Genomic DNA, 19,460 nt, shown 5'->3' on the forward strand with positions numbered 1-19,460 from the left:
GCACGCACGCGCGGGACCGGGTGAAGTCGGTGCGCGCAGCCGGTGGGACGCTGTCGCCCGTGCCGACAATGAGGGAGCAGTCCCGGTGCGGGCGCCCGCCCCGCCGGGGTCGACCTCAGGGGGACGGCCATGGCGCAGCTGGTCATCACCGGGAACGTCGCGACGATGGCGCAGGGGGCGACGGCGTCCCTGGTGCCCGGACGGGTCTGGATCGACGGCGACACCGTCGTCGACGTCACGACCGGGCGCCGGCGGGTCGCCGGCTTCTCGCGGGCCCAGGAGGTCGACGTCGGCGCCGCGGTCGTGCTGCCGGGGTTCGTCGACATGCACAACCACCTGGCCTACAACGCCCTGCCGCTCTGGACGGAGCCCGGCCGCACCGAGCCGTGGCTGCACAACAAGCACTGGCCGGACGCCGACACCTACACCGAGTCGATCACCGAGCCGGCCTGGGTGTACGCGAAGGCCTGCCCCGAGGCCCTGCTCGCGTACGTGCAGGTGCGGGCGATGGCCGGGGGAGCGACCGCGGCGCAGGGGTGGCCCACCGCGAACCGCGGGTACCGCACCGTGATGCGCAACGTCGACGCCGAGGACGTCGGCACCGGCCGGGACGACCTGATCTACACCTCGGTGGTCACCAAGACGGGCGAGGCGCTCACCACGGCCGTCCGACGCATGGCCGCCGGCTCCGGGTTCATCTACCACTGCGCGGAGGGGCGCCGCGGCTCTCGCGTCCTGTCCGACTACACGGACCTCGACCGCGCCGACGGGCTGCTCCCCACCCTGCTAGCCGTGCACGCCTGCGCGGTGGACGCGGACGGGTGGGCCCGGTGGGACGCCGCCGAGGCGGGCGGCGTCGTCTGGTCGCCGCTGTCCAACCTCCTGCTCTACGCCGAGACGACGCTCGTCGACGACGCGCGCGCCCGCGGGATCACCGTGTGCCTGGGCAGCGACTGGGGCCCGTCGGGCACGAAGAACCTCCTCGGCGAGATGAAGGTGGCCCGCATCGCCGCCGACCACCTCGGCTACGACCTCACCGACGCGCAGATCGTCGAGATGGTCACCAGCAACCCCGGCACGCTGCTGGAGCGGTGCTGGCACCGACCCGTCGGCCGCCTCGTCCCGGGGGCGCTCGCGGACGTCACCGTGGTGCGGGGACGGGGGCGGGGCGACGCCTGGACGCGCGTCGTCGCCGCCCGGGAACGGGACGTCGCCCTCGTCGTCGTCGGCGGCGTCGCGCGCTACGGGGACACGAGCCTCATGACGGCGGCCGCCGCGCCGCCCAGCTTCGCCGCCACGGTCGGGGGCCGACGGCGCCGGGTCGCGCTGCCGGACCCCGCGGACCCGCAGCGGGCCTGGTCGTGGCGGGCGGTCCTGGACACGCTGCGGGAGGTGCAGCAGGACCCCCAGCAGGCCATCGCGACCGCCCAGGCGCGCGCGTCCGCCGGGCCACGCTTCGCGGAGGACGCCGAGCTCGAGCTCTTCCTCGACATGCCCGACACCCGGCGCACGGGCCGCGCGGGGCCGCCCAAGGACCCGGCCACGGTGCGGATCCCGCCGGTGCCGGCGCCGGAGCACGACGCGGCGTACTTCGACCTCCTCGACGCCGCGCCGATCCCGCAGGGCGTGCTCGCCCCGCTGCGCGCGAGGTTCGGGCAGTGACGACCCCGAGCCCGGCGGCGCTCCGGGCACGCGCCGGCAGCCGCCTCGACGACGTGGTGCCCGCGAGGGCCGAGCCCGGACCCGAGCCGGTGGCGCTCACCGCGACGCAGCAGCACGACCTCGTCGACCTCTGGACCACGCTCCTCACCGACGTGTACGTGCACGCCGGGCAGAAGCGCGCGCTCTACGGCTACGACCCGCTGCGGGCGCTCGCGGCCCTGCGCCGGGAGCTTCCCCTGCTCGACAGCGCCGGGTTCCTCCGGGCCCTCACCAGGGTGGTCAACCGGCTGCGCGACCAGCACACCCAGCTGTTCGTGGGCGCACCGGGGGCCGAGCCGTACGTCGCGGCGCTGCCCTTCCTCGTGGAGCCGTTCGGCCCGTACACGTCCCCCACGTTCCTGGTCACCAAGACGACGGGCGAGGTGCCCGACCCGGCGTTCGCCCCCGGGGTGCGGCTCACCACCTGGAACGCCGTGCCCTTCACCCGGGCGGTCGACCTGTTCGCCGACACCCTCACCGGGGGCCGGCCGGACGCGCGCCGGGCGCGGGCCCTCGAGACGCTCACCCAGCGGCCGCTCGCCTACCTGCCCCCGCCGGACGAGCTGTGGGTCGACGTCGGCTTCCGTCTTCCCGGGGACCCGGCGGGCGACCCCGACCGCACCGCCCGGTTCGCGTGGCGGGCGATCCGCCCGGGGGCCGCCGCGACCGCCGACGACCGGGTCGCGACCCGGACGCGCCGCGGGATCGACGTCGTGGGCGAGACCGCCCGCCGCGCCCGCAAGCTGTTGTTCGCCACCGACCTGTGGGAGGGCGACCGGCAGGGCGTCCAGCCCCGGGCGAAGGGCTCCGGCTGGCTGCGCACCAGCGTGGCCGACGCCCTCGCCGCCCGGCCGGTGACGACGTCGCACGGCACGTTCGGCTACCTGCGCATCTGGACGTTCGACGTGCGCCACCCCGGCCGGTTCGTCGACGAGGTCGCCCGGCTCCTGCGCCGGCTGCCCCAGGAGGGGCTCGTCGTCGACCTGCGTTCCAACCCGGGGGGCGTCGTCGACGCGGCCGAGCGGCTGTTCCAGCTCTTCACGGACCGGCACGTCGAGCCGGTGCGGTTCGCGTGCCGCGCGACGCCGGCGATGGCCGACCTGGCCGAGGCGGACGGCAACGGCGCCGACCTCGCCGACTGGGCGGGCTCCCTGCGCGCGGCCCTCGACCTCGGCGAGGAGTTCTCCCAGCACCTGCCGCTCGCCGACCCCGACCTCTGCAACGGCGCGGCCCGCGCCTACCGGGGACCTGTCGTCGCCGTCGTCGACCCCAACACCTACTCGTGCGGCGACCTGTTCGCGGCCGGGATCGTGGACCACGGCATCGGGCGGGTGGTCGCCGTGGGCGCCGCGACCGGCGGGGGCGGCGCGAACGTCTGGACCGGTGACGACGTCCAGTACGCCTACCACGCGGCCCACCGCACGCTCCCGCCCCTGCCGCCCGGGGTCGGCTTCGCGATCGCGGTGCGCCGCATGGTCCGGTCCGGCACCTCCGCGGGCCTCGCGATCGAGGACGTCGGGGTGGCCGGCGAGGAGCGGTACGACATGACCGAGCGTGACGTCGTGGACGGGAACCCCGACCTGCTCGAGCACTGCACGTCGCTCCTCGCCGCGGGCTAGCGGTGCTGACCGGCGTCTCCGGGCAGTCCGGGAACGGTCTCGGACTCGTCCGCGTACGGCGCGAGCAGCAGCGAGGCGGTGGCCCACCCGCGTGCCAGCAGCCCCGCGTCGGAGTCCGGCTCGGTGGACCTTTCGGTGCCCTCGTAACGGACGACGAGGCCCGGGTCGTCGTCGCTCCGCGCGATGCGCGCGTGGACCGCGCCGAAGGTGGCCAGGGGTGCCTGTCGCAGCCCGCGCAGGCCGTCGCGCGGCACGTCGGGCACGTTGATGTTGAGCGTCCGCCTGCTGCGGGGGTGTTCCAGCAACCACGCCAGGGCGTGCGCCGCGACGTGCTCCGCCGTGTCCCAGTGCTCGGGCGCGGCCGCGTCGAGGGAGACGGCGAGAGACCGCATCCCGAGCGAGGCCCCGGACAGCGCCGCCCCCACGGTGCCGGAGTGGAGGACGGCGTTGCCCACGTTCGGTCCGCGGTTCACTCCGGACAGGACGACGTCGGGGACGTCGCCGAACGCCCCGTACGCCGCCACGAAGGTGATGAGGGCGGGGTCGGCGGCCACCGCCAGAGACCGCAGGCCCGCGGGCAGCCCGGGAGCCTCGTGCTGCTCGACGATCAGCTGACCGCCCTCCTGCGCACCGTGCAGCGCGGCGGACGCGCCGGAGGACTCCTCGCGGGGGGCCACGACGACGGTGTCGAGGCCGAGGGAGACCGCGCAGCGCGCGAGGACCGCGAGACCAGGGGAGTCGATCCCGTCGTCGTTCGTCACCAGTGCCAGCATCGTGGTCCTTCCTGTCGTGCGGTGGTCCCGGTGTCACCCGAGATCGTCGACCGTGACCCGTTCGGCGAAGCTCTCGATCTCCGCGCGGCTGCCGGTGCCGAGGCCGTGCCGGGCGACGTTGAGGGCGCCCGCCGCAGCACCGAGGCGCACCGCGTCGACGACGGGCAGCCCGCGGCCGACACCGACCGCGACGCCGGCCGTCATCGAGTCGCCCGCGCCTCGGTGGTCGACCGTCGAGACGGGCGGCGTGGTCAGCGCGGCCGTGCCGTCGGCGGTGACCAGGAGCGTCGGTTCGTCGGCCCGGGAGACGACGAACGCGTCGAGGCCGTCGGCGACCCAACGGCCGGCGGCCGCCCGGAGGGCGGGGACCGAGTCGGCGTCCGCCAGATCGTCGTCGACCATCTCCTCGTGGCTCATCTTCAGCACGGAGAGCGTCGCGCGGTCGATGGCGGCGGCCAGGCCCCCGCTCAGGTCAGCCACGACCGGCGTGCCCGAGGCCGCGACGTCACGTGCGAGGCGGGTGAGGTAGTCCTGGGGCAGCCCGACGCCGTGCTGGGTCCCGGTCAGCACGCACACGTCCGCCTCCAGCGCCGCCACCAACGACGTGCCGTAGAGGTCGTCCAGCGCGTGCCGGTCGAGCGGCACCGACGGCATGACCACGTGGTGGGGATCGTCTCCGTGGCGGCGGTCCCGCACCAGGGCGCCACCCCCGCCGCGACGCGTCGGCCGCACCTCCAGCTCGCGGGTGCGGGCCAGGTGCGCGGCGATCTCGCCGGTCTCTCCGCCGAACGCCCCGCACACCACGACCTCGGCGCCCAGCGACCGTGCCATGGTCGCGACCCACAGTCCCTGACCGCCCGGGTGGACGTGGACCTCCGGCGCGTCGCGGACCGGGTCGGTCTCGATCTCGATCGTGAGCAGCGGCTCGGGGGCGATGACGCAGACCCTGGGCGTGGACGGCATGCCTGGACCGTAGGCGCAGGTGCCCGTGCCCGCCCGAGGGGACGACCCGAGCCTTCCTCTCGTCCCCACCCGCCGGCCCGAGGAGCGACGACCCTGGTGAGACGTTCGTCCCCCAGCATCTCGGACGTCGCGCGCGCCGCCGGTGTGTCGATGGGCACGGTGTCGAACGTCCTCAACGGCACGGTGCGCGTCACCCCGGCGACCCGGGCCCGGGTCGAGGCCGCGATCCGGGAGCTCGGGTTCGTCCGCAACGGCGTCGCGCGGTCGCTGGCGGCCGGCCGGAGCTCGACGCTCGGCTTCGTGATCATCGACCTCGCGAACTCCTACTTCCTGGACATCGCGCGAGGCGCCGAGGAGGAGGCCGGCCGGGCGGGGCTGAACCTGCTGCTGGCGAACTCCGACATGTCGGAGGAGAAGCAGAGCACGTACGTCGACCTGCTCGCCGTGGGCGTGCTGCAGTCGCTGCTGCTGTCGTCCTCGCTGCGGGCGCCGGACGACGTCGCGATCATCGGCTACGACGACAACCGCGCCGCGTGGGACTCCGCCGTCCCGCTGTCGACCGTCCGGCAGCCGGGGGAGGCGGTCGGCCGGGAGGCGGTGCGGCTCCTGCTGGAGGAGCTGGAGACCGGGCCCGAGGCCCACCGGCACCGGCTCGTCACGTGCGAGCCGCGGCTCGTGGTGCGCGCGAGCACCGCCGGCCCGTCCTGACCGGCCGGCAGGATCAGCCGCCCGCCGGGGGCCGGCCGTCGATCAGCTCGCTCAGTCCGGTGCGGAACCGCTCCGTGTCGTCGAGGTCGATCGGCCGCAGGCGCCGGGGGAGCGCCGCGACGACCAGCGCGTACGCCTCGAGGACCAGCTCCTCCACGAGGTCCGGCGTGATCCCCGGCCCCGCGGCCAGCGAGATCCAGTGGCGCTTGTTCATGTGGTAGCCGGCGGTCACGGTCTCGAGCTCCTGGCGGAGCGCCTCGCCGTCGTCGGGCGCGCACTTGAGCGTCACGAGCGGGGTGCCCATGACCTCCGTGGTCATGCAGAAGACCTTCGCCCGGACCTTGAACACGTCGTGCTCGGGCCCGAACGGCCAGGTGCGGGTGACGCCCGGCAGCGCGAGCGCGGTGGCGGCGGCGACGTCCTGGTGCTGCGTGGGGCCCACGCCGTGTCAGTCCTGTCGGGACGTGCGCAGCGCGTCGCCCTCGACCTCGGCGGCGCTCCAGAAGTTGCGGAGCATCTCCTCGGGGGTGAGCAGCGAGTCGCGGTGCTCGACCGGCTCCTCGGCGCCCGCGATCGCCTTCACCTCGTCGTGGATCCGCTCCATGGAGCTGTCGAGGGACGACGCGACGTCGGCGGCGAGCTTGAGCGAGTCCGTGAGGTGGCGCGGCACGTCGCGCGCGTACTTGTAGTAGATCTTGTGCTCCAGGCTCGCCCAGAAGTCCATGGCGATGGTGCGCAGCTGGATCTCCACGATGACGTGCTCGACCCGGTCGGACAGGTAGACCGGCACCTGCACGATGAGGTGCAGGGACTTGTAGCCGTTCGCCTTGGGGTGGGCGATGTAGTCGCGCTCCTCCAGGACCGTGAGGTCGGCCTGGTTCATGAGCATGTCCCGCACCTTGTAGATGTCGGAGACGAAGCTGCAGGTCACCCGCACGCCGGCGACGTCGAACATGTGCTCGCGCACGCCCTCGGGCGTCAGCGGGATGCCCTTGCGCCGGCACTTGGCGACGATCGACTCGAGCGACTTGAGGCGCGAGCTGACGTGCTCGACCGGGTTGTAGTTCTGCATGTGCCGGAACTCGTCGCGCAGGATCGAGATCTTGGTCATGACCTCGTCGATCCCGAACTTGTACGTCAGCACGAGCCGCCGCAGGCGGTCGACGAGAGCCCGGATCTCCGCGGCCTCGGGGGAGTGGTGCGGGGTCTCCGGTGCTGCGTCCTGGGAGGCGCCGTCCCGGTGCTCGTGCGGTGCGTCCTGCCGTGCGTCCTGCCGTGCGTCCTGCCCTGCGTCCTGGCTCACGGGCACCACGGTAGCCAGGTTTCCTGGCGCTCGAGAATCCGATAAAACCGGTCGGGACTGTTCGGTATTCGAGACGGTCGGGACGAACCGTTGACACCCCCCTTCCGGAGACCTACGTTCCTGCGCACCGGGTCGGACGACCGCGGCGCCCCAGGTGGTGCGGCCGGACGTCCCGGGTGGTCACGAGCTCCGACGCGAAGCCCCGGCTCGTCGGACGGCAACCCCCAGCGCGGGCGGGTGCCCCGGGTGAGGACCAGGCCGGCCGTCGCCGACGGCACGGCAACACGCGACCCCCGCCCCGGCGGGGAGCAGGAGAGGACGAGCATGCACCGCGACGCCACCACCGTGCGCCCCCTGTCGTCCCGGCACGTGCCGTCCGCCTCGCCGGTGACCTCGGCGTCCGCCCGGGCGTGGTGTCGACGCCGCTGATCGCGGCCTGATCGTCCGCCCCTCGCGGCGGACGACCCTCCTCGACGGCCCGGCACCTGCCGGGCCCCGGCCGCAGACGGCCCCGCCCGCCGGTCCCGGCGGGCCTTCCTCCCCGTGCCCTCCCGGCGGTGGCGCGCACCCGCAGGTCCACGACCCGCGCCCGAGTGCGTCCGTCCGCCGCGCCCTGATCGGAGCCGACGTGCCCTCCTCCCTGCCCTCGACGTCCACCCCCAGCACCCCGTCCGCTCTCGTCGTCGGCGTCGACCTCACGGCGGCCGGCGCCCGGCCCGGCGTGCACCGAGCGCGCGGCATCGTGCAGCCCCGGTCGTTCGACGCCGAGCGCTTCGTCCAGCTCGTGCGCACCGCCGACGGCGGCGGCCTCGACCTCGTCACCCTCGACGAGGGCTTCCTGCTGCACCCGGGCCGGCGGCAGGTGACCGGGCGGCTCGACGCGGCCGTGGCCGCCGCACGGGTGGCCCCCCACACGACGCGGGCCGGGCTGGTCGCCGCCGTCGACACCGCGCACGTGGACCCGGCGCACGTCGCCCAGGCCGTCGCCCGCGTCGACCAGGCGAGCTCCGGCCGTGCCGGGTGGCAGGTCGGGCTCCCCACCGGCGCCGTGGTGCAGGACGACGCGTGGGCGGAGCAGGCCCGCGGCGTCGCGGCACAGGTCGTGCGGCACTGGGACGGGCTCGCGACGGGGACCGGGCCGAACGCGGGTGACACCGCCGGCGCCGTCGCCGTCGACGACGAGGGGCGCTTCCGCGTGGACCACGACGGCATCCGCTTCGCCGTGCGCCGGCACCGGCCTGCCGAGAGCCGGGCCGCCGACGGGCCCCGGGGCGCCGGGACGCGGCAGGGCCGGCCGCCCGTCGTCGTCTCCGCCCGGAGCGAGGCCGCGCTCGACCTCGCCGCCCGGACGGCGGACGTCGTGCGCGTCGCGGCCACCGCGCCGGCCCGCGCCGTCCGGCTGCGCTCCCGGCTGCGCGACGCTGCCGAGGCCGCGGGCCGCGACCCCGACACGCTGCGCGTGCTCACCGAGGCGTACGTCGTGCTGGCCGAGGACCGCGCCAGCGCGCAGGCGCGGCTCGAGCTGGTCGAGGCCCTCGAGGGCCCGGAGATCTCCGGCGGGCTGCTCGTGGTGGCCGGCACCCCCGACGACCTCGCCGAGACGATCGTGGACTGGCGGGACGCCGGCGCGTCCGACGGGTTCCTGCTGCGGCCCTCGTCGCTCGGCCCGGACCTGGACGCCCTCGTCGACGGTGTGCTCCCGCGCCTCGTGCGCGACGGCGTGCGGGCGGTGGCGTCACCGGCGCCGCGCACGCTCCGCGCGACCCTCGGGCTGCCGGACGTGGGGCCTGCCGGCAGCGCCGGCAGCGCCGTCGTCGCCCCCGCGTCGGCGCACGCGCGGCCGCGCGCCCGGGCGGGCCGAACCGCCGACTCCCGGCTGGTGCGCGCGTGACCGCCCGCACCCACGCCCGCCACGTCGCCCCCGCCGCCCGCGTCGCCGACACCCGCCGCGACGCCGCACGCCCTCTTGTGACCGGAGGTCCCCGATGACCGTCACCGACGCACCGCGCGTCCGCCCCACCGACCCCGCAGGCGCCCCTGCCCACGCACCGGCCGCCGATCCTGTCGCCGGTCCTGCCGTGGCCCGGCGCGCGCGCCGGCGGGCCGACCGCGAGCGCGCGCTCGCCGCGCCCCACGGCTGGCTGAGCCTGGCGGGGTTCCACTGGCTGCCCTCGCGACCGGAGCCGCTGCCAGGCGTGCCCGGGCTGTGGCTCGCCGACGCCGCCGGCGCGCACCTGCGGCCGGGGGAGACCGGCGGTCCCCGGGTCCGGGGGCCGGAGGTAGTGGACGGCGCGTACGACGGCGACGTCCCCGAGGGGGGCAGCGTCGTCCTGGGGACGTTCCTGCCCTCCGGGCGCGAGCCCGTCGACGGCGCCGACCCGGACCACCAGCAGGCAGGGGAGACGGCCGCGGTGGCGATCGAGCTGGTGCGGCGCACCGGACGCCTCGCGATCAGGCTGCGCGACCCGCACGCCCGCACGCGCCTCGACTTCGCCGGGGTGCCCGTCTTCGACCACGACCTCTCGTGGGAGGTCGAGGCGCCCGTCCGCCTGTACGACGAACCCCGCGAGCTCGTGGTCGGGGCCGCCCGCCCCGGCCTGGTGCACCGGCTGCAGGCGGTCGGCGAGCTCGACCTGACGCGCGGCGACCGGACGGTCACGCTCGTCCTGACCGGCTCCCCGGGGGGCGCCCCGACGCTGCTCTTCAGCGACGAGGCCCCTGGCGTCGCGCCCTGGCGCGTGGCGCGCCCCGAGCTCCGCGGGTCCCTGACCCCGGGCGACACGGGCGTCGCACGCCTCGACCTCAACCACGCCGTCAACCTGCCGTACGCGTTCAGCGACCACGGCACGTGCCCCGCCCCGCCCCCGGGCAACCACGTCCCGTTCGCCGTCACGGCGGGGGAGAGGGCGCCGCGATGACCGCCGTCACGACGCCGGGCGCACAGACTCCTGGCACACAGACTCCTGGCGCACAGGGTCCGGGGCCCGCAGCACCGGCTCGGGACGCCGCGGCCACCCCGTACGCGGCCCTGCGCATCGTCCCCGCCCGCCACCCGGGGCGCTGGGTCGCGACGGCCGGCGTGGCCGTGCTGCTGGCGATGGTCGTCAGCTCGCTGCTCACCAACGACCGGTGGGAGTGGGACGTCGTCGCGCAGTACCTCACCTGGCCCTCGATCCTGTCCGGCGCCTGGGCGACGATCCGGCTCACGGCCGCGGCGTCGGTGGTGGGCTTCGCGCTGGGCACCGTGCTGGCGCTCATGCGGCTGTCGCGCTCGCCGCTGCTCGTCGGGGTGTCGTGGGCGTACACGTGGGTGTTCCGCTCCGTGCCCCTGCTGCTGCAGCTGCTGCTCTGGTACAACCTCGCCTATCTGTATCCGCACCTGAGCCTCGGCGTGCCGTTCGGCCCCGAGTTCCTCTGGTTCGACACCCTCGGCGTCATCGACAAGTTCGGCGCCGCCATCCTGGGCCTGGGGCTCTCGCAGGCCGCGTACTCCGCCGAGATCGTGCGCGCCGGCATCCTCAGCGTCGACCAGGGGCAGCAGGAGGCGGCCGCGTCGCTCGGCATCCCGCGCCGGCGCCAGGTGACCCGCATCGTGCTGCCGCAGGCCATGCGCTCGATCGTGCCGACGGCCGTCAACGAGGTCATCGGCCTGCTCAAGGGCACCTCGATCGTCTACGTCCTGGCGTACGGCGAGCTGTTCTACATCGCGTCCGTCATCTACGGCCGCAACGGCAAGGTCGTGCCCCTGCTCATCGTCGCGGCGATCTGGTACCTGGTGCTGACCACGCTGATCACGATCGTCCAGTACTACGTCGAGCGGCACTACGCGAAGGGCGCCGTGCGCACCCTGCCGCCCACGCCCCTGCAGCGACTGCGCTGGTCGTCCGCCGTGGCCGTGGCCCGCCTCACCGGCCGCCCGGTGCCCTCGCACGTGCCGCCGGCGTTCGCGGCCCGCGCCCGGGTCGGCGTCCTCACCCGCACGACCCGCACCTCGGGAGGCCCCGCATGACCGCCACGACGACGCGCACGACGGCGCACGACGGCGCGGCGGGCCGGGTCGAGGTGCACGGCCTGCACAAGAGCTTCGGCACCCTCGAGGTGCTCCGGGACGTCGACCTCACCTTCGAACCCGGCACCGTCACCGTCGTCCTCGGGCCGTCGGGCTCCGGCAAGTCCACGCTGCTGCGCGCGATCAACCACCTCGAGAAGGTCGACGCCGGCTTCGTCACGGTGGACGGCGACCTCGTGGGCTACCGACGCCGGCACACCCGACGTGGCGGCCGCCGGGGCGACGTGCTGCAGGAGCTCAAGGAGCGGGAGATCCTCGGGCAGCGCACCCGCATCGGCTTCGTCTTCCAGAACTTCAACCTGTTCCCGCACCTCACCGTGCTGGAGAACGTCGTCGAGGCGCCGCTGTCCGCGCAGCGCCGCCCCCGCGCCGAGGTGGAGCCCGAGGCCCGCGAGCTGCTCGACCGCGTCGGGCTCGCCGACAAGGCGGACGCGCGACCACGGCAGCTGTCCGGCGGGCAGCAGCAGCGCGTCGCGATCGCCCGCGCCCTCGCGCTGCGGCCCCGGGTGCTGCTCTTCGACGAGCCGACCTCCGCGCTCGACCCCGAGCTGGTCGGCGAGGTGCTCGAGGTCATCAAGGACGTCGCGAGCACCGGCACCACCCTCGTCGTCGTCACCCACGAGATCGGCTTCGCCCGCGAGGTCGCCGACAACGTCGTCTTCATGGACGGCGGGGTGGTCGTCGAGCAGGGGCCGCCCGCCGAGGTGCTCTCCCGCCCGCGGCACGCCCGCACCCGCGCCTTCCTCGACAAGGTCCTCTGACCTTCTCCGGCCCCAGACGCCTTCCCACGACCGCTCACATCCCCCTGACCTGCGGCCCCGGCCGCACACCCATCCCCTGGAGACACCCGTGACCGCACCGACCCGCCGAGCCCGCGCGCTCGCCCTGCTCGCCACCGTCCCCCTGCTGGCACTCACGGCCTGCGCCGGTGTGAGCACCTCGGCCCCCGAGGCCGCCGGCACCGGCGACGGCGCCGAGGCCCCCGCCGGCACCAGCTCCGAGGGAGCCGCCGCAGCCGGGCTCGAGGTCAGCACCAGCCCCGACCAGGACCGGATCCGGTCGACCGAGTCGGCCGAGGCCGTCGGCCTGCTGCCGGAGGCGTTCGCGGACAAGGACGACTTCGTCGTGGCCGTGAGCGCCGGCGCGGCGCCTCCGCTCGGCTTCTTCGCCGACGACGACAAGACCCCCATCGGCAACGAGACCGACATCGCGCAGCTCGTCGCCGACGGCCTCGGCAAGGACCTGCGCCTCGAGGTCAAGGCCTGGGCCGACTGGCCCCTGGCCCTGCAGTCGGGCGACGTCGACGCCGTCATCTCCAACGTCACCGTGACCGAGGAGCGCAAGGAGACGATCGACTTCTCCTCCTACCGCAACGACGAGCTGGGCTGGCTCACCAAGGCGGGCTCCGACGTCCCGGAGATCGCCGAGCGGCAGGACGTCGCGGGGCTGCGGGTGGGCGTCGGCTCGGGCACCAACCAGGAGAAGATCCTGCTCGAGTGGAACGACCAGAACGTCGCCGAGGGGCTCGAGCCCCTCGCCGGCGGTCAGCCGGAGTACTACGAGCAGCTCTCCGACGTGCTCCTCGCCCTGAAGTCCGGCCGCCTCGACGTCTACGTCGGCCCCAACGCGTCCCTGGCCTACCAGGCCAAGATCGCGCCCGACGAGCTCGCCGTCGTCGGCACGCTCAACGGCGGCTGGCCCGACACCGCGCAGATCGCCGTCGCGACCAAGAAGGGCAACGACCTCGCGCCCGCCGTCACGGCCGCTCTGCAGCATGCCTTCGACGACGGCACGTACGCCCAGGTGCTCGAGCGCTGGGGCCTGGAGACCGAGGCCGTCGAGAAGCCCGAGACCAACCCGCCGGGCCTGCCGAAGACGGAGTGACGGCACCCGACCGTCCGCACCCCGTCCCCGTCCCCGTCCCGACCGTCCCGAGGAGTGCACGTGACCGAGAACGCCACGCCGTCCGCAGTCGCGGTGCCGCGACCCCCGAGCGGCCCCCGCCCCGCCCGTCCGACGACGCCCCGCGTGGCCGCGGACCTGCGGGACCTGCAGGCCCGCGCCCGGGTCGCCGCCCGCTACGGCGTGCGGCCCGAGGACGCGGACGACGCCGCGCCGGGCGTCGCCGCAGCGCTCACCGCGTCGCTCACCACGGCGGTCACCGGCGCGCCGGCCGTCCTCGACGTCCAGCTGGGCCACCGCTCCGTGCGGGCGTTCCTGCCGGGGCCGCTGGAACCGTGGGTGCTGCCCACCGTGGTGGCGGCGGCGCAGTCCGCGCCGTCGTCGTCGAACCTGCAGCTGTGGAGCGTCGTCGCGGTCACCGACCGCGACCGGCTGGCCCGGGTCGCGGCGCTCGCCGGGCACCAGGAGCACGTGCGCCACGCGCCACTGCTGCTCGTGTGGGTGGCCGACGTGGCCCGGGCCCGGCAGCTGGGCGCGCAGGACGGCGTCGAGCTCGAGGCCGCCGGCTACCTGGAGACGACGGTCGTCGCGTTCCTCGACGCCGCGCTCGCGGCGCAGAACGCGGTCGTCGCGGCCGAGTCCCTCGGCCTCGGCACCGTGTACGTCGGAGCGGTGCGGAACCACCCCGAGGACCTCGCGGCCGAGCTCGGCCTGCCGCCCGGCGCGGTCGCCGTCGTCGGGCTGGCCGTCGGGCACCCCGACCCCGGCCACGCCCCGCGCGTCAAGCCGCGCCTGCCCCAGGCGGCCGTGCTGCACCGCGAGACGTACGACGAGGGGCGCGTCGCGCACGTCGCCGACTACGCGCCGCGCATCGACGCCTTCTACCGCGACGAGCGGCTCGACGGCTCGTGGTCGCGACGGGTCGTCGACCGGCTGCGCGGCGGCGGCTCGCTCAAGGGCCGTGAGCGCCTGCGCGAGGCGCTCACCGCACTCGGGCTGCCGTCGCGCTGACCGACCGCGCGCCACGCCCGTACCGCCCGACCCGCACCACCTGCCACCTGCCACCTGGAGACCACCATGACCGACCCCGCCGCGACCCTGAGCAGCAGGGTGCCCCTGTCCGTCCTCGACCTCGCCCTCGTGCCCGAGGGGCGCGCGGGCGCGCAGGCGGTGCGCGACGCCGTCGACCTCGCCGTGGACCTCGACCGGCTCGGCTACCGCCGGGTCTGGTACGCCGAGCACCACCTGTCGCCGGGGGTCGGGTCCGCCGCGCCGGCGGTGCTCGCGGCCGCCGTCGCCGCCCGCACCGAGCGCATCCGCGTCGGCTCGGGCGCGGTGCTGCTGAGCACCACGAGCCCGCTCGTGGCGGCCGAGCAGTTCGGCACGATCGCCGCGCTGCACCCGGGGCGGGTGGACCTCGGCCTGGGCCGGGCGTTCACGCCGCCGAAGGGCGGCGCGGCGCGCCCGGCCCCGGCGGCGGCGCCGGCGAGCGGACCGCGCGTCGTCGACGGGCTGTACGTGCCTCCCGCGCCGCCGACCGCGGGGGACTCCGTGCTGCGCGAGCGCGCCCTCGCGCAGGCCGCCGTGGTGGGGGCCTCGCGCACCCCGGCGAGCTTCCGCGCCGAGGTCGAGCTCGTGCTCGGGCTGCGGGCGGGCACGTACGCCGACGACAGCGGCCGCCGGTACGTGTCGCCGCCCGTGCAGGACGCCGCGTTCGACCTGTGGGTGCTGGCGTCCTCCGGCGGCGAGAGCGCCCGCGTGGCCGGGGAGCTCGGTCTGCCCCTGGCGGCGAACTACCACGTGAGCCCGTCGAACACCCTCGAGACCGTCGCCGCGTACCGGGCGGCGTTCCGCCCCGGGGTGCTCGCCGAGCCGTACGTCGTCGTCTCCGCCGACGTGCTCGTCGCCGACACCACCGAGCGGGCCCGGGAGCTCGCGGCGCCGTTCGCCGACTGGGTGCTGTCCATCCGCCGCGGGGCGGACGGCGCGATCGCCTACCCGCGCCCTGCCGACGCCACGGCCTGGGCGGAGCGCCCCGAGGCCGAACGAGCCGTGGTCGCCGACCGGGTGGACACGCGCGTCGTCGGCGACCCGGCGACCGTCGTCGAACGCCTGGAGACCCTCGCGCGCGTCACCGGGGCCGACGAGCTGCTCGTCACCACCGCCACGCACGACCCCGCCGACCGGCAGCGGTCGTTCGCGCTGCTCGCCCAGGCGTGGGGCGCGACCGAGGGCGAGGCGCCCCGCGTCCCCGCCCTGGCCGCGACGCGCTGACCCGCACCGACCGACCACCCCCCTCAGGAGGACCCATGACCACGTCCGAGACCACGTCCGACACCACGCACGAGACGGCCCCCGAGGGCACCGGTCCGACCACCCCGCCGACGCAGGACGCGCGCACGGCCGGCGCGCGGGTCGCCGACGGCGCACTGCTGGTCGACGTGCGGTCGGCGCGCGGCCGCGCCGCCACCGGCGACATCCCCGGGGCGACGCTCGCCGACAGGGACGACCTGGACGCCCTCTTCGGGCCGGCCGACGCACCCGCGATCTCGCTCGACACCCCGGTCGTCGTGGTGTGCGGCTCGATCAACGGCTCCGGCCCCGTCGCCGCGGCGCTCGCGGCCCGCGGCTACACCGACGTGACCCACGTCGACGGCGGGTTCCCCGCCTGGCGCGACGCCGGCCTCCCGGCGACCGCGCCGTCGGACGTCGCGGGCGCCTGACCCGCCCGGCACCGGCACGACCCAGCCACCACGCTGCAGCGAAGGAGACCACCATGCCCGTCGAGTTCCTCGGCATCGCGACCACGAACGACGCCTCCGAGACGTCCGCCCGCACCACCGCCGCGTTCGACCCCGCCTACCTGGAGCGCATCGTGCGCGCCCACGAGGACAACGGGTGGACGCGGGTCCTGTTCGCCTACGGGTCGTCCGGCCCGGAGCCGGCGGCCCTCGCCGCGTACACGGCCGCGCGGCTGCAGAGCATCGAGCTGCTGCTGGCGCACCGGCCCAACGTCTCGTACCCGACGTACGCCGCCAAGACGTTCGCCACCCTCGACCAGCTCTCCGGGGGCCGGCTGTCGGTGCACTTCATCACCGGCGGCAACGACCACGAGCAGGGTCGCGAGGGCGACCGGCTCACCAAGGACGAGCGGTACGCGCGCACCCACGAGTACATCCGGATCGTCAAGCAGGCGTGGTCCAGCGCGGAGGCGTTCGACCACCACGGCGAGTTCTACGACTTCGAGGACTTCGCGCTCGACGCGAAGCCGGCCGCGGGCCACGTGCCGACGATCTCCTTCGGGGGGTCCTCGGACGCCGCCTTCCGGGTGGGGGCGGCCGAGGCCGACATCTACGCCGTGTGGGGCGAGCCCCTGGCCCGCACGAAGGAGCAGATCGACCGCGTGCACGCCGAGGCCGCGGCCGCGGGACGCGCGACGCCGCCGCGCATCCACGCGGCCTTCCGGCCGATCGTCGCGCCCACCGAGGAGCTGGCCTGGGAGAAGGCGCACCGCGTGCTGGACCGGATCGAGGCGCGCAAGGCGGAGCTCGGCGGGCAGCTGTCCCGGCGGCACCCGATCGACAGGCCCGAGAACGCCGGGTCGCAGCGCCTGCTCGAGATCGCCGCCGCGGGGGACCGTTACGACTCCGCGCTCTGGACCGCCACGGCGAAGGCCACCGGTGGGGCCGGCAACTCCAACGCGCTGGTCGGCACGCCCGAGCAGGTCGCCGAGGCGCTGCTCGCCTACTACGACCTCGGGGTGCGGGTCATCTCGGCGCGCGGGTACGACCTGCTCGACGACGCGATCGACTTCGGCCGGTACGTCATCCCGCTGGTGCGAGAGGGCGTGGCCGCGCGCGACCGCGCCGCCGCGGAGGCCGCCGAGGCCGAGACCCCGGGAGCCGCGGACGAGGAGCGCGTGGCCTGATGCGCTTCCAGCTGCTCGACATCGTCTTCAACCCGCCGCATCCCGTCACGGGCGAGGCGGTGCCGCCCGCGGACCGCCTCGAGCGCGTCGTCGAGCACGCCGTGCTGGCGGAGGAGCTCGGGTTCGACTCGTTCGCGGTGGGGGAGCGGCACGCCGGCGACGTGCTGTCCTCCGCGCCCACGGTGATCCTCGGGGCGGTGGCGGCCCGCACCCGCCGCATCCTGCTGTCGACCGGCGTGACCGTGCTGTCCCTGCTCGACCCGATCCGGGTGGCGGAGGACCTGGCGACCGTCGACCAGCTCTCCCGCGGGCGGCTGGAGATCGTCATCGGCAAGGGCAACGAGGAGCTGCAGTACCCGCTGCTCGGCCTCGACATCGCGAAGCAGTACGAGTACCTCGAGGAGAACTACGAGCTCCTGCGGCTGCTCCTGTCGTCGGAGGACGTCGCCTGGTCCGGTCGCCACCGCCACCGGCTGGAGCACGCCACCACCCTGCCGCGACCCTTCGCCGGGCCCTTCCGCATCTGGCACGGGTCCGCGACGAGCGAGTTCGCCGTCGACCTGGCCGCCCGGTGGGGCGACCCGATCGTGAGCGCCAACGCGCTGCAGCCGCGGGAGAGCTATGGGCGACTGATCGACCGGTACCGCGAGCGGTACGCGGCCGCCGGGCACGACCCGGCGTACGGGTTCGTCGGCGCCGGCTCCGGGGGCCTGTTCCTCGCCGACACCACGGAGCAGGCGATCGAGCAGTACCGGCCGCTGTACGAGGGGCAGGTCGCGCGGCTGCGGGCGCGCGGCTACGACCCCGCGACGCACGTCGGCAAGGCCCAGGCGTTCGAGACGATCGAGGACGCCGTCGAGCGCGGCCCGGCGCTGGTCGGCTCGCCCGAGCGGGTCGCCGAGAAGATCCTCGACTACCACGGCTCCTTCGGGCACGTGCTGCAGTCCGTCTCGGTGAACCACCTGCTGGAGCCGTCCCGCCAGGAGGACGTGCTGCGTCGGTTCGCGGCCGAGGTCGCGCCCGTCGTCCGCGCCGAGGTCACGACGACGCTCTGGGGGCCCGACGACGAGCGGCGGGCCGCCGGCTTCACCGCGGCGCAGGCGCCCACGGTGCACGGCGGCGCGCGTGCCGCGGCGCTGACCGTCTGACCGTCCGACGGGGTGTCCGGCATGCGGTCATCCTGTCGACCGGATGGTGGGCGGCGGGGAGAATGACCGCGACGTCGACCGCGTGAGGAGGCCACCACCGTGACAGTCCAGCCCACCCAGCTGGTGATCCTGGTCGTGCTCGTCCTGGCGACCGCCGTCCTCGGCGCGGTGTGGAGGTCCCGCCAGGGGCGCGTCCGCACCACGCCCGCGCGGCACGACCCGGCCGTGGACTGGGCGGCCCGCGGGGTCCGGCTGGGCGAGCGGGCGACGTTCGTCCAGCTGTCCGCCGAGGTGTGCGCCCCGTGCCGCGCCACGGCCCGCGTGCTGAAGGGCCTCGTCGAGCGCGAGGCCGGCGTCGAGCACCACGAGCTCGACGTCGACGACCATCTCGACCTCGTGCGCGAGCTCGGCGTCCTCACCACCCCGACGGTGCTGGTGCTCGACGCGACCGGGGCGCAGGCCGCACGCAGCAGCGGCGGCATGTCGCCCGCGCAGGCGCGCCAGGCACTGGCCGCCGTCGTCCCCGTCGGCTGAGCCCGTCGAGACCCGTCCCCGAGGAGAACCCATGACCTCCGAGCGTCCCGCCGGCCAGGCCCCCGTCACGCGGGCCCCGGCCGGCATCGACCCGCGCGGCCCGCGGGTGGGCGCCGCCATCACGGCGCTGCTGCTCGCCGTCGTCGTCCTCCTCGGGGCGAGCACGGCCGGACTCGTCCTGCTCGCCGTCGTGGCCGCAGGCTTCCTGCTGGGCACCGTGCGCGGAGCCCAGGGGACCGTGCAGGGCTGGCTGTTCAAGACCCTCGTGCGCCCCCGGCTCGCCCCGCCCGTCGAGCTCGAGGACCCGCGCCCGCCGCGGTTCGCCCAGCTCGTCGGCCTCGTCGTCACGGGCGTCGGCGTCGTGCTCGGGCTCGCAGGCGTGCTGGCCGCCGTGCCGTGGGCCGCGGGGATCGCGTTCGTCGCTGCCGGCCTCAACGCCGTCGTCGGCCTGTGCCTCGGCTGCGAGCTCTACCTGCTCGGCGCGCGCCTGCGGCCCTCCGCCCGCTGAGGCCGCCGCCCACCACCCGACCCGCGAAGGCCCCGCCGTCACCGACGGCGGGGCCTTCGGCGTCTGCGGCACCGAAGGGGCCCGTCCGCGTCCGTGATGTGAGACGGCCCGGCCAGCCCTTGACTCGTGCGGCCGCGGCGGCTTCCCTGCCGCCCAGGTGACGAGCGCCAGCACCCAGGCCCGGCTCGCTGGCCAGCAACCCTTCGACGTGACGGGGTGCTCCGGGAACGACCTGACCCCGCCGCGCCCGCGGCGGGGTAAGCACGGCTCCGGTCGTCCACGACCGCGCCCCGGCCCGTGCCGG

19 protein-coding genes and 2 riboswitches are annotated in these 19,460 nt (G+C 75.7%); of the genes, 15 read left to right on the forward strand and 4 right to left on the reverse strand.

Features of this window, described 5'->3' with window-relative positions:
• Positions 1 to 129 precede the first annotated feature (129 nt).
• Positions 130 to 1,662: an amidohydrolase family protein gene (locus ACFQ8T_RS04540; protein ID WP_430545363.1), complete on the forward strand. Its 1,533-nt coding sequence runs from the start codon at positions 130 to 132 to the stop codon at positions 1,660 to 1,662.
• On the forward strand, positions 1,659 to 3,320 hold the full coding sequence (locus tag ACFQ8T_RS04545; RefSeq protein WP_430545364.1) for a S41 family peptidase: 1,662 nt from the start codon (positions 1,659 to 1,661) through the stop codon (positions 3,318 to 3,320). The genes ACFQ8T_RS04540 and ACFQ8T_RS04545 overlap by 4 nt, the downstream gene beginning before the upstream one ends.
• Here the strand turns inward: ACFQ8T_RS04545 and surE are convergent.
• On the reverse strand, positions 3,317 to 4,081 hold the full coding sequence (surE, locus tag ACFQ8T_RS04550; RefSeq protein ID WP_430545365.1) for a 5'/3'-nucleotidase SurE: 765 nt from the start codon (positions 4,079 to 4,081) through the stop codon (positions 3,317 to 3,319). The two genes, ACFQ8T_RS04545 and surE, sit on opposite strands and share 4 nt — an antisense overlap.
• 45 nt (positions 4,082 to 4,126) lie before the next feature.
• Positions 4,127 to 5,056: a PfkB family carbohydrate kinase gene (locus tag ACFQ8T_RS04555; protein WP_430545366.1), complete on the reverse strand. Its 930-nt coding sequence runs from the start codon at positions 5,054 to 5,056 to the stop codon at positions 4,127 to 4,129.
• A gap of 96 nt (positions 5,057 to 5,152) precedes the next feature.
• On the opposite strand from ACFQ8T_RS04555, the gene ACFQ8T_RS04560 reads away from it, so the two are divergent.
• A complete protein-coding gene (locus ACFQ8T_RS04560; protein WP_430545367.1) occupies positions 5,153 to 5,764 on the forward strand; it encodes a LacI family DNA-binding transcriptional regulator in 612 nt (203 codons plus the stop codon).
• 13 nt (positions 5,765 to 5,777) lie between these two features.
• Here the strand turns inward: ACFQ8T_RS04560 and ACFQ8T_RS04565 are convergent, their stop codons facing one another.
• A complete protein-coding gene (locus ACFQ8T_RS04565; RefSeq protein ID WP_430545368.1) occupies positions 5,778 to 6,206 on the reverse strand; it encodes an MmcQ/YjbR family DNA-binding protein in 429 nt (142 codons plus the stop codon).
• 6 nt (positions 6,207 to 6,212) lie between these two features.
• Positions 6,213 to 6,941, reverse strand: a complete 729-nt coding sequence (locus tag ACFQ8T_RS04570) for a GTP pyrophosphokinase family protein (RefSeq protein WP_430545609.1) — start codon at positions 6,939 to 6,941, stop codon at positions 6,213 to 6,215.
• A 304-nt stretch (positions 6,942 to 7,245) separates the two neighbouring features.
• A riboswitch (SAM riboswitch) is annotated at positions 7,246 to 7,359 on the forward strand.
• Between the two features lie 336 nt (positions 7,360 to 7,695).
• Here ACFQ8T_RS04570 and ACFQ8T_RS04575 point away from each other — a divergent pair.
• From ACFQ8T_RS04575 to ACFQ8T_RS04630, 12 genes are all read left to right on the forward strand, one after another.
• Complete coding sequence (locus ACFQ8T_RS04575) at positions 7,696 to 8,958, forward strand: LLM class flavin-dependent oxidoreductase (RefSeq protein WP_430545369.1); 1,263 nt, start codon at positions 7,696 to 7,698, stop codon at positions 8,956 to 8,958.
• Between the two features lie 94 nt (positions 8,959 to 9,052).
• Entirely contained in the window at positions 9,053 to 9,985 is a 933-nt protein-coding gene (locus ACFQ8T_RS04580) for a DUF1684 domain-containing protein (RefSeq protein ID WP_430545370.1), read from the forward strand.
• Positions 9,982 to 11,076: an amino acid ABC transporter permease gene (locus ACFQ8T_RS04585; RefSeq protein WP_430545371.1), complete on the forward strand. Its 1,095-nt coding sequence runs from the start codon at positions 9,982 to 9,984 to the stop codon at positions 11,074 to 11,076. The genes ACFQ8T_RS04580 and ACFQ8T_RS04585 overlap by 4 nt, the downstream gene beginning before the upstream one ends.
• Positions 11,073 to 11,897 (forward strand): amino acid ABC transporter ATP-binding protein, encoded by an 825-nt coding sequence (locus tag ACFQ8T_RS04590; protein WP_430545372.1) that lies wholly within the window; start codon positions 11,073 to 11,075, stop codon positions 11,895 to 11,897. The genes ACFQ8T_RS04585 and ACFQ8T_RS04590 overlap by 4 nt, the downstream gene beginning before the upstream one ends.
• Positions 11,898 to 11,985: 88 nt before the next feature.
• Entirely contained in the window at positions 11,986 to 13,020 is a 1,035-nt protein-coding gene (locus tag ACFQ8T_RS04595; RefSeq protein WP_430545373.1) for an ABC transporter substrate-binding protein, read from the forward strand.
• A 60-nt stretch (positions 13,021 to 13,080) separates the two neighbouring features.
• On the forward strand, positions 13,081 to 14,049 hold the full coding sequence (locus ACFQ8T_RS04600) for an NADPH-dependent oxidoreductase (protein ID WP_430545374.1): 969 nt from the start codon (positions 13,081 to 13,083) through the stop codon (positions 14,047 to 14,049).
• 66 nt (positions 14,050 to 14,115) lie between these two features.
• Positions 14,116 to 15,312 (forward strand): LLM class flavin-dependent oxidoreductase, encoded by a 1,197-nt coding sequence (locus ACFQ8T_RS04605; protein ID WP_430545375.1) that lies wholly within the window; start codon positions 14,116 to 14,118, stop codon positions 15,310 to 15,312.
• Positions 15,313 to 15,347: 35 nt separating this feature from the next.
• The gene (locus ACFQ8T_RS04610) at positions 15,348 to 15,761 is read left to right on the forward strand and encodes a rhodanese-like domain-containing protein (protein ID WP_430545376.1); all 414 of its coding nucleotides are present in this window, start codon (positions 15,348 to 15,350) and stop codon (positions 15,759 to 15,761) included.
• A gap of 53 nt (positions 15,762 to 15,814) precedes the next feature.
• The gene (locus ACFQ8T_RS04615; protein ID WP_430545377.1) at positions 15,815 to 16,966 is read left to right on the forward strand and encodes an LLM class flavin-dependent oxidoreductase; all 1,152 of its coding nucleotides are present in this window, start codon (positions 15,815 to 15,817) and stop codon (positions 16,964 to 16,966) included.
• Positions 16,966 to 18,114, forward strand: a complete 1,149-nt coding sequence (locus ACFQ8T_RS04620; protein ID WP_430545378.1) for an LLM class flavin-dependent oxidoreductase — start codon at positions 16,966 to 16,968, stop codon at positions 18,112 to 18,114. The genes ACFQ8T_RS04615 and ACFQ8T_RS04620 overlap by 1 nt, the downstream gene beginning before the upstream one ends.
• A 99-nt stretch (positions 18,115 to 18,213) precedes the next feature.
• On the forward strand, positions 18,214 to 18,648 hold the full coding sequence (locus tag ACFQ8T_RS04625) for a TlpA family protein disulfide reductase (RefSeq protein ID WP_430545379.1): 435 nt from the start codon (positions 18,214 to 18,216) through the stop codon (positions 18,646 to 18,648).
• Between the two features lie 31 nt (positions 18,649 to 18,679).
• The gene (locus ACFQ8T_RS04630; protein ID WP_430545380.1) at positions 18,680 to 19,156 is read left to right on the forward strand and encodes a DUF4395 domain-containing protein; all 477 of its coding nucleotides are present in this window, start codon (positions 18,680 to 18,682) and stop codon (positions 19,154 to 19,156) included.
• 156 nt (positions 19,157 to 19,312) lie between these two features.
• A riboswitch (SAM riboswitch) is annotated at positions 19,313 to 19,426 on the forward strand.
• Positions 19,427 to 19,460: the final 34 nt, after the last annotated feature.

The organism is Isoptericola sp. NPDC056618, from assembly GCF_042792715.1.
In the GTDB taxonomy this organism is placed as follows: domain Bacteria; phylum Actinomycetota; class Actinomycetes; order Actinomycetales; family Cellulomonadaceae; genus Isoptericola; species Isoptericola nanjingensis.